The organism is Acidobacteriota bacterium, assembly GCA_016208495.1.
Classification (GTDB): domain Bacteria; phylum Acidobacteriota; class Blastocatellia; order Chloracidobacteriales; family Chloracidobacteriaceae; genus JACQXX01.
This window is the reverse complement of the sequence record JACQXX010000113.1, coordinates 1-14,864: the sequence shown is the minus strand read 5'-3', so window position 1 is coordinate 14,864 and position 14,864 is coordinate 1. Positions and strand designations below refer to the sequence as shown.

Below are 14,864 nucleotides of genomic sequence, written 5' to 3'. Positions count from 1 at the left end.
AAACTGGTTTACCCTGGACGATTGAAGGAGGAAAAACATGGAAAATGTATTGATTCCGCACAGGTCAGAAAAAGGATGGGTTTTGGATATTCCTTCAGAGATGGCACAAGAAATGGGAGTGGCTGATGGATCATTCGCCGTTTTGAGCCTCAAGGGAGAAAAGATAGACATAGAAGTTTTCCCCCCACCTTCGTCTGAGTTGAAAACGACAGTGCGTCGAATAGCTGAAAAATATAAGGAAGTTTTTGAGGTATTGAAGCGGCATGGTGACTAGCTAGACAGAATAAGTTATTGGTATAAAGCGATTTATTATCAAATAGCCCAAATCACAATTGGATAAAACGCAACCAACGAAATCTTAAACCAAACCCTGACCCCCATAAGCACTAAAATAAAGGAAAATTTGAACCATCCGCTTGTTTTTTATGTCGCCCCTGCAGGGCTTGGGTCTTGACCTGACCGGGACCGGGGGCTGGTGCACCCCGGCTATCGAATGCCGTCCCTGCAGGACTCCGATCCTTATCCTGGCGCGTATGCCCTTGAACCCTGAACCCTGAACCCTGAACCCCAAGGCTCTTATGTCATACACTCCCCAAACTCTGACCTCAAAGCTCTCAATTGCGATTTTGCTTTCCGCCCTGGCACATCTGTGGTGTGAAACCATCGGCCCCTGGTACGGTATTTTGCTCTTCAAGCCGTTGACGATGGTGCTCATCATCTGGCTGGCGGCTCAGGCTGAGTCGCGAGTCTCGGCACACTACAAACGGATGATCGTCATTGGGCTGATTTTCTCGCTTGTCGGCGACATCTTGTTGATCGGCAAAGCCTCGGAGTTGATGTTTCTTCTGGGGCTGGGAAGCTTCCTGATTGCACATCTCTTTTATATTGCCGCCTTTATGCCCGATGCCTCGCCGCTCCAGCCTTCAGGATGGAATTTTCCGCTTCTGATTTATGGAATTTCAGTGGGGATGATTGTCTATCCCAGGCTGGGAGGTATGACCGTTCCGGTGATAACTTATATGGCTGTCATCTTCTTTATGGCGTACCAGGCGACGAATCGGTGTGAATTTTCCGACAAGGAAGGCCGCGCACTGGCCTTTATTGCGGATTCCGGGTTCCAGCTTCCGGGTTCCGGGTTCCGGGTTCCGGGTTCCGGGTTCCGGGTTCCGGGTTCCGGGTTCCGGGTTCCGGGTTCCGGGTTCCGGGTTCCGGGTTCCGGGTTCCGGGTTTTCGAACAAATAGCCTTTTCGTCTGTTTTGTCTTTTCCCAAAACCAATAAACCCTGCGTCTTTCAGCGAGGAAAAAAATGAGCGTTGTGACAATTGAAGGTAGTATTCAGGATGGAAAGATTGAACTACTTGAAAAGGTTGATCTTCCTGACCAAACAAGGGTCTACGTCGTTGTACCGGATTTTTCAGTCAGAGAGGTAAAACAAAGATTTGCGCGAATCGCAAGTCCACGATTAAAAGACCAATCCTTCATCCAGGATTTTGTGATTGAGGTAATAGATCAGGAAAAATAATCTGGGTCCAGGCTTTACCCTTCATTCAATGTTATATCATGCAGAGACTTGTCTTTCCCTGAACCCTGAACCCTGAACCCTGAACCCTGTTTCCAAACTCTCATGTCCATTTCCCACCTGCCGATTGACGACCTTGCCAAACATATTCTTTCGGCACTTGATCGCGTTTCAAACCTGATCCTCGAAGCACCTCCCGGAGCCGGAAAAACAACGCGCGTTCCAGCTTTGCTGATGCACCACGCAATCAACCCGACTTCTTCAACCCAACTTCTTCAGCCCCGAGCCCTCAGCCCTGGTTTTTTTCAGCCCGACGTCTTCGGCCAGGTCCTGGTGCTTGAACCACGTCGGCTGGCCGCCCGCATGGCGGCACGACACGTTGCCGAAGAACAAAACTGTGCTGTCGGAAGTCTGGTCGGGTATCAGGTTCGATTTGAAGACGTGACGAGCCCCCAAACCCGGTTGACCTTTGTGACTGAAGGTGTATTTCTGCGGCGACTCCTGACCGATCCGACACTGGCTGGGGTGAGTGTCGTCGTGCTCGATGAGTTTCATGAACGTCACTTTCAGACCGATCTTGCCATTTCGCTCCTGAAGAGATTGCAGCAAACTACACGACCTGACCTGAAGATCGTGGTGATGTCGGCTACGCTGAATTCAGCGCCGATTGCTGCCTTTCTAGGAAACTGCGAAGTGTTGCGATCAGAAGGAAAACTGTTTGAGGTGGAAACCCAGTTCGCCAGACAGGCGGATGATCGTCCCCTGGCTGAACAGGTGGCCGGAACGCTCAAAACGCTGGCTGGTGATCGAGGGTTGGATGGCGATGCGCTGGTGTTCCTTCCAGGCGCCGCCGAAATCAGAAAATGTCGTGATGCTTGTGAACCGCTGGCGAAACTCCACAACTGGCTGGTGCTGCCACTCCACGGAGACTTAACACCGGAGGAACAGGACCGGGCCGTCCGACCCGCTCAACAGACCAAAATCATTCTGGCGACGAATGTGGCCGAATCATCGGTCACCATTGATGGTGTGGTGACCGTGATTGATTCAGGGCTGGCTCGGGTCAACAAAACGTCGCCCTGGACCGGGTTTTCATCGCTTGAAGTTGCCAAAGTGAGTCGCGCTTCGGTCATTCAGCGAGCCGGACGGGCTGGGAGAACCCGTGCCGGGCGATGCCTCCGATTATTTACCCGGTTTGATTTTGAAGCTCGCCCAGAGCAGGACCTTCCAGAAATCAAACGGATTGACCTGGCTGAAACCGTGCTGTCATTGCGAGCACTGGGAATTGACCCGGCGACGCTGGACTGGTTTGACCCACCGCCCGAAGCCGCATTGTCGGCAGCCGATACATTGCTCCGGCAGCTTGGTGCGACTGATAATGAAAATTCTTTGACTGAAACTGGTCAGAAAATGGCATCGCTGCCGCTTCATCCGCGTTTCTCACGCTTGCTGGTCGAAACCAAACGACAGGGAATTGCTTCGGAAGGCTGCATTCTGGCGGCACTGCTTGGGGAACGCGACATTCGGTTGGACTCACGCACGCAACTCCATTCGTCATCTCAATCACGGCGTGGTGCAACGAGCTCTTCCTCCGATGTCCTTGAGCAATTTGATCTCTTTTGCGAAGCGGACCGGATGCGGTTTGTTCCGGACCGGGTGCGGATGCTGGGTCTTGATGTCGGAACAGTTCGGCGAGTCGAACGCGCCCGGCAGCAGTTACGCCGTCTGATAACACCAGGTAAAAACACCGGTTCCGCTTCTCCACCCGGCAATCTGGATGAAGCCCTGTTGAAGGCAGTTCTGGTGGCCTTTCCAGATCGAGTTGGACGACGACGAGCACGAAATTCAAAAGAATTCAGTCAGAAGGTTGTGCTTTCAAGCGGTAGTGAAGGAATACTTGCCGAAACCAGTTCCGTGCGTCAGGCTGAGTTTCTGGTGGCAGTTCAGGCCGAAAATCAGGCTGGAAAAGGCGTACTCATTCGGGTGGCTTCGGCGATTGAGCCAGAATGGCTGCTCGAATTTTTCCCGGACCGGATTTCTGAAACCGAAGAAATGGTGTTTCATCCAGAAACACAGCGGGTTGATGTCTTTAGCCAGATGAAGTTTGACCAGTTGGTGATTGATTTCAGCCAGCTTCGCAATCCCAATCCCGAAAAAGTCGCAGCGGAACTGGCCCGAGCGGCACTGGCCGCCGGGCTGTTTCGATTTGTCGAACAAGAAAAAATCGAGCGCTGGCTGGCGCGAGTTGAGTTTGTCCGAACCGCGTTTCCTGAAAAGAACTTCCCGACTTTTTCTGATGAAGACCTCAAGGCCGCTCTGGGTGATTTGTGTCATGGGTTAAAGAGTTTTGCCGAATTGCGCCAGATTGCTGATGACGATTCGGTTGGCTTACTGGCTCAATTGCGTGAGCGCCTTTCTGGGCAACAACGTGACTGGGTGGAACGCTTTGCACCAGAATTTACATCACTTTCAGGCCGAAAACGGGTCAAAATCAACTACGTCCCCGGTCAAAAACCCTGGGTCGCCTCACGATTGCAGGATTTTTTCGGGATGCAAACTGGGCCGATGATTGGTGGCGGCAATATTCCGGTTGTTCTGCACCTGCTGGCCCCAAGTCAGCGTCCAGTTCAGGTGACAACCGATTTAGCTGGATTTTGGGAACGCCATTATCCACAAATTCGCCGTGAACTGTGCCGTCGCTATCCAAAACACGCCTGGCCGGAAGACCCCCGGTTGGCGCCGGGTTCCGGGTTCCGGTTCGTGAACTTCAGAATCCCTTCAACTTGAATCAAAATTTGAGTTCTATTCCAATCAATTGTATGTTCGCCGATCAATCGGCCAACCATAAAAGCAGCGGGAGTGGAAATTTCGGATTGTCTGTTCGCTCCACGAACGTGGATATGAACAAGAAGTCATAGGTTTCTAGTGTGATCGGGTAAGTGCGTTTCTCTCCGGGGCTGAGGTTTTTCAGAATCGAGTTTTGGGTTCCAGATTTTGGGTTCTGGGGTTGTTTTACTTCTTGCCTGAAATCGTTGACTTAAGTGTCTGCTTTTGGGTTTCCTGTGGACCAGTGAAGGAAAATGACACTTGAGAGTCCAACCACAACCGTGGCTTTGAGGCGCTGAAACATATTACTTCTCCAGTCAGAAGAGATTGAGTTCTGAAGCAAATAGGGCAAAACCGCGAAAAAAAGACCTGATGCCAGATAAACAGGTCGTTGAGCGTTGCTGAACCATTGTAAGATGGATGACACACATTCAAAAGCCATCAACTCACATCAGTTTTGAATAAAAACCCGTCGTCACTTTTCACTCTTGTTTTTCGGTGGATACCAATATTCCTATGCCAAATACCAGGTACTGTGAACCTTGCCCCAAAGAGTTTCTGAAAACCCGGAACCCGGAACCCGGAACCCGGAACCCGATTTTCTTCCTCCTTCTCGCCGTTGTGTTGCTGCTGAGTTCCGAAACGGCCTTCGCCCAGAAAAAAGCGGCTGCCGGAAAAGCCTGCTCCTTGACGTATCGCGTTGGGTTTTCTGATCTGGAGGCCCATCTGTTTGATATTTCAATTGAGATTGGAAATATCCGCGAGCCAGCGATTGAAGTGGCGATGCCTGCCTGGTCGCCCGGACGGTATGCCATTTATGACTTTGCCAAGAATGTCCAGGAATTTACGGCGCAGACCCGGAGCGGGGAAGTCCTGCCTTGTGGAAAAATAGACAAGCAGACCTGGCGAATCCAGACCCGAGGTGCCCGTGACCTAAAAGTTTCATACCGCGTGTTTGGAAATGATCTTTCCGGGACATTCAGCGTCGTGAACCGCCAGCATGCCAATTACAACGGGGCCTCCGTCTTTGCCTATGTGGTCAATCACAAGCCGGATCCAGTTCATTTGATTATAGATCCGCCAGCCGGATGGAAGGTGATGAACGGCGCGGTTGATCGCGAAGGCCAGCACGAATTTGACTTTGCCAACTATGATTTGTTGATTGATACCCCGACCGAAATCAGCAGCGAACTGGTCGTTCGGTCATTTGAAGTAGATGGCAAAACCTATCGTGTGGTGATGAACCAGCCGGGCGGTGTGACCGGAGATGTAGATACGTTTGTGAAGCAGATTGAACAGATTGTCCGTGCCCAAACCGCGACCATGGGAACGCCTGACTATAAACACTACACGTTTTTGATCAATTTTGACCCAACTGGCCGAGCCAGTGATGGAATGGAACATTTGAACTCAACTCAGGTGTGCGTTTCGTCAACGCTTGAGACGCCCTATGGACGAGCCGAAGCGCTTGAAACGGCCTCGCATGAGTTTTTTCACGTCTGGAACGTCAAACGGTTGCGACCCGTTGAACTTGGGCCATGGGATTACAGCCGCGAAGTCCATACCCGCAGCCTCTGGATTGCCGAAGGATTGACGAGTTACTACGGCGATTTATTCCTGGGGCGGTCAGGTGTCTACAGTCCGGAACAAATGTACCAGCTTTTTGCCCGTCAAATGAGCTACTTTGAAAGCCTGCCTGGAAGGAAACTGATGTCGGTTGAGCAATCAAGCTGGGACACGTGGTTTATTGTCGGCGCGCCTACACGCCAGGAGACCAGTCTTGGGCGAACCTCAGTCAATTATTACAACAAGGGCGAAATCGTGGGGTTGCTCCTCGACCTGGAAATCAGAGGTCGGACAAATGGGACAAAATCGCTGGATGATGTGTTTCGCTCGATGTTCAAAGCTTTTTATGAACAGCCAGCCACAACCTATTATTTAAAGGGGAAAGGGTATCGAACCGAAGATTTTCTGACGGCGGTCAATAAAGTCACCGGAACCAACTTTTCAGACTTCTTCGAGCGCTATGTCAGCGGGGTTGAGCCGCTGGATTACAATGGAGTGTTGAAATATGTCGGCCTGGAGTTGATCACTCCGGTTGGATCAGGCGGTGAGTGGTCATTTCGGGATGTAGACCAACCGACGCCAAAGCAATTATGGATTCGCAAAGGCTGGCTCACGGGTGTTGTGAGCCAGGCGGTTGGGAAGTGACGCGAATAAGGGGATAGCGGATAGGGGGTAGCGGATAGGGGATAGGTAGTCGAGACAAGGAGGGGTGGATGTAAGGGCGCTGTTGCTTTGAACCGCGCCCTCTTCGAAAACTCGGAACTCGGAACCCGGAACCCGGAACCCGACTTCATCCAGTTGCAAAGCGGTTTGGAATCAGATAGAAAGCCCCATCTCAACCGAGGCACGCTATCCGATGTGCCTTTCCCTGATTTCCCAAACCGGCTCCATCATCCCAATTTAATGAATAACTTCTGAATCCAGGAGGCCAAGATGAACATTTTCCGAGCAAAGCTCACGTTCGTGGTACTGGTGCTGGCACTGCTGTTTGCTGCCTGTGGCGGCGGGGAGGAAAAACCGCCTTCACGCTGGGACAAAGCCCAGGAAGAAAGTACCAAGAAAGTTGAAGAGAAGAAGGAATCTCCGAAAAAAGCTGGCGACAAACCTCTGGCTGGTGGGGAATTCAATAAATTTTTCCCAAAAAATGTAAGCGGGTATGACATTGTGCCCTCACAGGAAAAAGAAGGGTTTGCACTTCACAAAGTCAAAAAGGACGGCAAAGACGTTGCCGAACTGTCAATCAATGATGTGGTGAGCAACCCAGCGGCGGCTGATAAATACAAGAAGAGCACTGCCAAAATTGGTGGCTATCCAGCCGATGATATGGGCATTGCGACTTCGATCCTGGTTGCCGACCGGTTCCAGGTCAAAGTCATTTCCAAAGGACCCTCGCTGGCCAAACCCGACCGCGAAACCTGGCTCCAGAAATTTGATTTATCCGGGCTGGCTGCGCTGAATTAAGAATGAAGAATGAAGAATGAAGACCTCTTGTTCAGGGAGTTTGATTGATTCAATAATTTTTCACTCTTCACATTGGTTCATCTTTCATTTCGAATGTGTACCGTGAAATGAATTGATTGGGGTATGAAAAGAATATTTCGTTGATTCACAATGAGTTAGTCATTCATCATTCATCATTCATCACTGGTATTTTAATCCGCTGAACGAAACCAAATATTCAATCAAGGAGATCTGGTTCAATGACCAAGCCGATTTTTGAAATTGTTGACGAACTGCCTTCCAGTGGAATGACGGTGTCATTGCTCAACGCTTTGGATTTTGTTGTCCCTGGACAGTGGCAAAACATCGTGGGTTTTGAAAATACGATTCGCACGGTTACGGGCGTGACCGATCAGAATGTGATTCAGCAGATTGGCGAACGTGCCATTTATCTCTATAACGACCCGGCTGAAGGGTATCAACGGGCCATGTGGTTGTATCAGGTCGCCAATAGCGCCGGTGGGATGATCGGATCCGCCGCCATGGCCAATAAAGTCACTGAAAGCGTTTCATTTTTGGGGTTTTTGAATCGGTTGACGCCGAAGGCCGATAAATTGCAGGCGATTGATTTCTCGCTCAAGATTGTCGTCGAACTCATTGCCTACACTCAAATCAACGGCATCCCAGGCGACAGCATTGGCGATTTTGTCAGGGGGCTGGCCGATTATGGCAATGAATCGCTGATGCGCATGGCGGCCCTGGTCTGTGTTGATGGATTGGTACCACTTGGGCCGGACTTTCTAAGTTCAGTCGGGTCAACCATTCGGGCTGTCTCCGCCTATGATCTTGATTCAAATCCGGTGTTTAGCAAGATCAGCAGCTACATTCCAGGTGGTGACACCATCGGAAAGCTGGGATTTGTCGGACAGAGTTTTGATTCGGTTCGCGGCTGGATGGAAGGCTTTGTTGCTTCGCGTGGTCTGACACCACAGATGATCACGGGCAGCCTGCAGCGCTACATTGATATCACCGATGACAAGCTTGACTATCTGGCGGCCTTCCTCGATATGACGACCAATTATTATGAGCATACCGGCGTGCAAACCCTGGCCCGCCGTCTGGTCGAACGGGCAGTGGCTGAAATCTAGTCGAGAGGGCTGAAGAAAACGGGCTCGGGGCAATCGAAGGGATGAGGGATGAAGGATGAGGGATGAAATAAAACCAGGTCTTCAGCCCCAAGCCCTGAGCCCTGGTTTTTTCAGCCCGAAGACTTCAGCCCCAAGCCCTGAGCCCGAAGTCTTCAGCCCAAAGTTTTCAGCCCAAAGCTCACTTCCAATCGGAAATAGTGAAATCACACCAGTCCAAAGCGGATTCAAACGGCCATGATGAAAGTAAATTGGTTCCGAATGATGTTCAGTTTTTGGTGTTTTCTGGGATGGGATTTTCTGGTTTCCGCCCAATCACCTGCAATTGGGTTTCAGCGGTTTTCCATCGAGCAGGGGCTTTCCAGCAACATTATCCAATGTCTGGCCCAGGACCAGCAGGGATTTCTCTGGCTGGGTACCCCAGATGGATTAAACAAATTTGACGGCTATACTTTTACTGTTTTCCGCCACGATCCCCAAAATCCAAACAGTTTAAGTATGAATGATGTCCGTGGACTGCTCGTTGACCGAACGGGGATGATTTGGATTGGCACATCAAGCGGTGGATTAAACCGACTCAATCCTCAAACTGGTCAGGTGACGCGATTTGTTTCCGACCCGGCCCATCCGACCACCCTGAGCGATAATCGCGTCCGATGTCTGGCATTGAACCGGCAGGGAGAAATCTGGGTCGGCACCTTCGGCGGTGGGGTAAATCGGTTTCAACCGACGACTGGTGAGTTTCAACGATTTCAGAACAATCCATCAAATTCCTCCAGTTTAAGTGATGATCGGGTAATATCCGTTCTGGTTGATGGTGAAGGGGTTGTCTGGGTAGGAACTGCGGCAGGCGGATTAAACCGATTTGACCCGCATTCCCAAACTTTTCAGCGATATCAACAGCGGGCAAATGATCCCGCCAGTCTGGGAAGTAATGATATTCGGTGTATTCTCCCGGATCCATCAGGAAAACTATGGATTGGGACTTATCAGGGTGGATTAAACCTCTTTGACCCAAAAACGGGAAAGGTGAGCCGGTTTCTCCACGATCCTCAAAATCCAGCCAGCCTTGGTTCAAATGATATTCGGGCGATGGCGATTGATGCTGAAGGCACGCTCTGGATTGGAACCGAAGGAGCTGGAGTCAATTCCTTTGACCTGCGGCAACACCAATTTCTCCGATTTCAGCATCGTCCATCCGATCCACACAGCTTGAGTGGAAATGACGCATTGTCAGTACTGGTTGACCAAAACCAGTTGATCTGGATCGGAACCAATGGAACCGGGCTGAATATATTAAGTCGAACCGCCACGAAATTTGTCCATCTAAAAAATGACCCGGTTGACCCGAGCAGCCTGGGTGGAAATGATGTCCGGGCAGTTTGCCAGGATCAGCGCAGGCAGGTGTGGATTGGTACCAGTGATGGAGGATTGTCGGAATATAATTCTGAAACCAATCGGTTTACCCGGATTTCGACAGTTACCCCAAAGACTGGCAGCCCAACACCAACCAGGGTCAGTGCGTTGGCCTGTGACCAGTCAAACCACCTCTGGATTGGAACTGACGGCGAAGGGGTTATCCTGTTTGACCCGGTGCAAAAGCGAGTGTTGAACCAGTTTCAATCTCGGGCAGATGATTCCACCAGCTTGACTGAAAATCGGGTGTTGACCCTGTTTGTTGATCACACGGGAAAATGCTGGGTTGGAACCTATGGCGGAGGCATCAGCCTGTTTGATCCACAAACAAGGAGCTTTCAAGCGTTTCGGCATAACTCACTGGATGCGGCTTCAATTAGCAGCGACGACGTAAGTGCTTTTTTCGAAGACCGTCAGGGAAAGGTATGGGCCGGCACACTGGATGGTGGCTTCAATCGGTATGATCCGCAAACCAGAACTTTTCAGCGAATACCGCTCAAGGGAGCTGGTCCCAATCGGTTGAACAACCACGCCATCACGGCCATTCTCAAGGATCAGTCGGGTTGGTTATGGATTGGTACCCTTGGCGGTGGGATTATCCGGATTGATTCCCAAATGAAGGAAGTGAGTCCCCTGACAACCCGCGATGGACTTCCCAACGATACCGTCTTCAACCTGATGGAGGATGCCCAGGGGACGGTTTGGATTAGTACCAATTTTGGGCTCAGTCGCTTTGACCCAAAAACCAACCACTTTCGCAACTACACGGTGCAGGATGGATTGCAAAGCAACGGGTTTCATCGCGGCTCGGGGGCTCGCTGCACCGACGAGACACTGATTTTCGGCGGCGCAAATGGGTTCAATCTGATTTACCCAACCCGGTTAAAGGATAACCTTGCCATTCCACCGATTGTAATCACTGAATTTCGAGTGTTTGATAAACCAGCTCCCTTCAATTTAGAAGGGATTGAACTGGCCTATCGTCAAAATTTCTTCGCGTTTGAATTTGCCGCCCTGAGTTTTGTCTTTCCTGAAAAGAATCAGTATGCCTACCGACTGGAAGGTTTTGATTCAGATTGGGTTTTCTGCGGTTCCAGGCGCTATGCCAGTTATACCAATTTAAATCCGGGCGAATATGTCTTTCGGGTCAAAGGTGCCAATCACGATGGCGTCTGGAATGAACAAGGAGCAGCCCTTCGCATTCGAATCGTTCCACCCTGGTGGCGATCCTGGTGGGCGCTTTGCGGGTATTTGATTGGCGGCGTTAGTCTGGTGTCAGGTGGCGTGGCATGGCGATGGCAAATTGTCCATCGGCGGCAGGAACACCGTTTACAGGTCCTCCGCCAAATGCTGGAAAGCATCCGGGTGATCAATTCACAGCATTCACTGGCCACCGTGCTGCAAAATCTGGCCGAAGAAGCTGGCCGTCTGATCGGGGCGATACCGGTGGGCATTGGTCTGGTACAGGATCGTCACCTGACGTTTCACAGCATTTTGAAGGGAACGCATTGGGTCAGGAAAGACCTGACGTTTGAATGTTCCGGCCAGACCTTTGTGGGAAGAGCCGTTACCATCACCCAATCCCAAATTGTCAATCCCATGCCATCTGAACCATCAAGTGACTTGATGACCTTGTTTGGAAATCAAGCCATTGGGAGTGCCGTGGCGGTCCCAATTTTGAATCGTGGACAAGATGTGGTCGGGGTCATGGTTTTGTATCGGACTCAAGGCCAACCAGCGATATCTGAAGCTGATGCCCGGTTGCTTGAATCCCTGGCCAATCAGGCTGCGGTCGCAATTGAAAATTCACGATTGTATGGGGAGTTGGGACAGCGGAATCAGGAACTGGAAGAGAAAAATCTGATGATTGGGGAATCTCTGGCTGAACTCCAACGGCTCTATCAGAATGAACAAGAAGTTTCGCGTACCTTGCAGGAACTCAACCAGATGAAAACCACTTTTATGGTGGTTACTTCGCACGAAATCAGAACGCCGCTGACGATTTTACAAGGGTACGTTGAAGCCCTGCGCGATGGGTATTTAGGGTCACTCAATCAGATTCAGTTAAGTTCGCTCAAAACGTGCGAGATGATGGTTGAGCGTATGGTTGATGGCTTTAGCCGCATTTTGGAAATGCTCAAAATCAAAGAAGGCCGGATTGAGTTGAATCTGGGGCCGGTTGATATTCAAACTGTCATTGAGCAGGTCATCAGTTCAATGTCCCCGTTTTTAACCCGGCGACGGCAATCCATCCACTTTCGATCAGGTCAGCCGCTGTGGGTCGAAGCAGATTATGAAAAAGTCTATTTATCGCTGAGCAATGTGGTCTTGAATGCCATTAAATTCACACCTGATGATGGGGAAATGACGATTACCGTTTTCGAAGATCAGGATGAGGTGTGCATCCAGGTTATAGATCCTGGGATTGGCATTGATCGCACTGAATTAGATCGAATTTTTGAAATGTTCTACACCCATCAGGATACCTCGACCCATACTTCAGGCACCTATGAATTTACGGCGCGGGGGGCTGGGCTTGGGCTCTCGATTGCCAAAAACTATGTGGAACTGCACGGCGGGCGGATCTGGGCTGAATCAAAAGGCAAGGGGCAGGGCGCCTGTTTTTCGATGGTGTTCCCGGTTCAGGCGCGTCCTCCCCAATCAAGCCGGGTTCAATCAGCTTCGGTGAACCTGCATCAATCGCGGAAGTGAATCGGACTGCTGTCATTGTGCTTCGTGCTGTTTCACGACTTTTCCAAACCCAAAGAGGAATCAAAGAACAGTTCTTGACGAATGCGCTGCTCTGGCTCAGACTGGAGGGTGTTTTAATAAACCGCAAACAATGACTATCCCTGGTGAAGACCCGCTGTGTTGGATGCCGACTTCATTCAATGCGGTCAGTCTTTTCAGGGGTGAGAATTTTCCCCGTGAGGTATGAAACTTTGAATTTCTTTGTCAAGTCGTACGAGTCAGATGGCGCTCAGATTCTCATTTTAGGTGGCAAATTAACCATTGGGGCGCCGGTGCGTGAATTACGCCAGGCCATTGATGCCCGGCTGGCAAGCCAATCCAAATGTATTATTCTGAATTTTTCCCAACTGATGTTTATGGATAGTTCCGGAATTGGTGAACTGGTTGGGTGTAATAACAAAGTGAAAGCGGCTGGGGGCACCCTGTTGCTCTGTGAATTGCCAAACAAAGTCCGCGACCTGTTTCGTATCACGCACGTCGCCAAGCTCTTCAGTATCCACGAATCCGAGTCAGCCGCCATCGAATCCTTCCTGGTCGGGGAAACGAAGAGCGCTACATCCGACATCCGATAGAGTGCCATTAAAACCCACTCCTCATCTTTCAACTACCTTCGTTTGAAAAGGATTCACAACTTTATGAACACACGTTTCTGGAAGAGGACCTGCGCCGCCACTGGCCTGGCGCTGGCACTTGGATTCAACACCCTGTCCTTTGCTGGTTTCCCAGCCCCACTGGCCGCCAGTGGTCCTGCCGTCGCGTCAGCCCGCGCTGAATCGGTTCTTTCATTTTTGCCCGCGTCAGATACTGTGTTGCTGGTTGATATGAACCGGCTTTACACCTCAGTGGTTTTTCAAATTGCCAGGGATAACCCCAAATTCGCAAAAGAATTGTCTGAAATGGAATCCATGGCTGGAACGTTTGGAATTGATCTTTCCAAGCTTGACTATCTGGCGGTCGGCGTCACCCCCAAATCTGGCAACCCCAATGATTTTGACGCGACGTTTGTGCTCAGCGGCGCCTTTAACCAGGAGCAACTCGTCACCGGGATCAAAAACAAGGCTGAAGGCAAAATCGGAACGGAAACCTATGGTTCAGACACGCTCTATGTGTTGAACGGTGCCGCTGGTTCAGACACCGCCGCGACCAAAGAGAAAAAAGTTCTGACCAATGAGGATTTCAACGGCGGAAGCGAGCCAAAACCTGAAAAAGCCCCAGCGGCATCAGGTTCGATGAAAATGTCTGACATGGCCTTTAGTTTTGTGAATGCCAACACCGTGGTCTTTGGGCCCAAAGCCAATGTCATCAAGTCGCTCGATACCCGTTCCGGGAAATCTCCTTCGATCACTTCAAATAAAGATCTGGTGGATGGCCTGGATGCTGCGGACAAGGGATCAACCATTCGGTTTGCGACAGTGGTACCGGCCAGGTTTCGCAAGGACCTTGAAAAAGAAATGGCCAGTGATCCGAAAGCCGAAATGTTTATCAAACCATTGCTGGCCGTCACCCATAGCTTTGGTGCCGTTGATTTTTCTTCCGGATTAAAGCTGGATACCACATTGCGGACGCCATCAGCCGATGACGGCAAACCAATTTTTGATCAGCTCAACGGGTTGCTGGTACTCGGTAAAATGGGGATGGGCAACAGTGATAAACCAAATGAGAAAATGATGCTCGATGTCCTGAATCAAATTTCGATTTTGAACAAAGGACGCGATATTCAGATCCAGTTGAGTGTTCCCGAATCAACGCTAAAAACTTTACTGGTCGGCAACCAAAAAGCACCCCAGTAAGCAACCGATTTGACCCAGTATTCGATAGAAAAAAGCAGGGAGGATAAGCTGAAAGGCTTATCCTCCCTTTTCTTGTTCACACAAAGGTTATTCGCTGGCGCGTGGCGGTCCCAAATCGAGGAAGGTGGTCAATGTCCGCCCATCAATGACCACGACATCAAATTGCCCAAACTCACTCCCGCCGAGGTCATCAATTACAATCCGAGTCTCACCCACGTCACTCGAAAGTTCATAAGGAATCACCGTCGTTGGAGTCTCGCCGCCTTCGCCGTAGAGCAACAGCATCCTGGATAACGGCACATCAAGTTGACTAACCGTAATGGCCAGCACCGTGCCCCCGATTTGACTTTGTGGACCGATGCCACGACCGACGGTGTTTTCCGGGAGGAGAATTTCACGGTACAGTGAATA

Annotated in this window: 11 protein-coding genes; 10 read left to right on the top strand and 1 reads right to left on the bottom strand. The window is 50.5% G+C overall.

Features of this window, described 5'->3' with window-relative positions:
- Nucleotides 1–37: 37 nt before the first annotated feature.
- From HY774_23695 to HY774_23650, 10 genes are all read left to right on the top strand, one after another.
- Complete coding sequence (locus HY774_23695; GenBank protein ID MBI4751495.1) at nucleotides 38–274, top strand: hypothetical protein; 237 nt, start codon at nucleotides 38–40, stop codon at nucleotides 272–274.
- 304 nt (nucleotides 275–578) lie between these two features.
- Entirely contained in the window at nucleotides 579–1,310 is a 732-nt protein-coding gene (locus HY774_23690) for a lysoplasmalogenase (protein ID MBI4751494.1), read from the top strand.
- Nucleotides 1,307–1,522, top strand: coding sequence for a hypothetical protein (locus HY774_23685; GenBank protein ID MBI4751493.1), 216 nt, complete (start codon nucleotides 1,307–1,309; stop codon nucleotides 1,520–1,522). The genes HY774_23690 and HY774_23685 overlap by 4 nt, the downstream gene beginning before the upstream one ends.
- Nucleotides 1,523–1,624: 102 nt before the next feature.
- Nucleotides 1,625–4,306, top strand: coding sequence for an ATP-dependent helicase HrpB (gene hrpB / locus HY774_23680; GenBank protein ID MBI4751492.1), 2,682 nt, complete (start codon nucleotides 1,625–1,627; stop codon nucleotides 4,304–4,306).
- Nucleotides 4,307–4,861: 555 nt separating this feature from the next.
- Nucleotides 4,862–6,556 (top strand): M61 family metallopeptidase, encoded by a 1,695-nt coding sequence (locus HY774_23675; GenBank protein ID MBI4751491.1) that lies wholly within the window; start codon nucleotides 4,862–4,864, stop codon nucleotides 6,554–6,556.
- A gap of 288 nt (nucleotides 6,557–6,844) precedes the next feature.
- Nucleotides 6,845–7,372, top strand: coding sequence for a hypothetical protein (locus tag HY774_23670; GenBank protein MBI4751490.1), 528 nt, complete (start codon nucleotides 6,845–6,847; stop codon nucleotides 7,370–7,372).
- A gap of 239 nt (nucleotides 7,373–7,611) precedes the next feature.
- Complete coding sequence (locus HY774_23665) at nucleotides 7,612–8,499, top strand: hypothetical protein (GenBank protein ID MBI4751489.1); 888 nt, start codon at nucleotides 7,612–7,614, stop codon at nucleotides 8,497–8,499.
- Nucleotides 8,500–8,733: 234 nt separating this feature from the next.
- Nucleotides 8,734–12,624, top strand: a complete 3,891-nt coding sequence (locus HY774_23660; GenBank protein ID MBI4751488.1) for a GAF domain-containing protein — start codon at nucleotides 8,734–8,736, stop codon at nucleotides 12,622–12,624.
- 230 nt (nucleotides 12,625–12,854) lie between these two features.
- Complete coding sequence (locus HY774_23655) at nucleotides 12,855–13,235, top strand: STAS domain-containing protein (protein MBI4751487.1); 381 nt, start codon at nucleotides 12,855–12,857, stop codon at nucleotides 13,233–13,235.
- Between the two features lie 63 nt (nucleotides 13,236–13,298).
- Complete coding sequence (locus HY774_23650; protein ID MBI4751486.1) at nucleotides 13,299–14,453, top strand: hypothetical protein; 1,155 nt, start codon at nucleotides 13,299–13,301, stop codon at nucleotides 14,451–14,453.
- Between the two features lie 87 nt (nucleotides 14,454–14,540).
- Here the strand turns inward: HY774_23650 and HY774_23645 are convergent.
- A partial coding sequence (locus tag HY774_23645; protein MBI4751485.1) for a hypothetical protein occupies nucleotides 14,541–14,864 on the bottom strand: 324 nt, incomplete at its 5' end.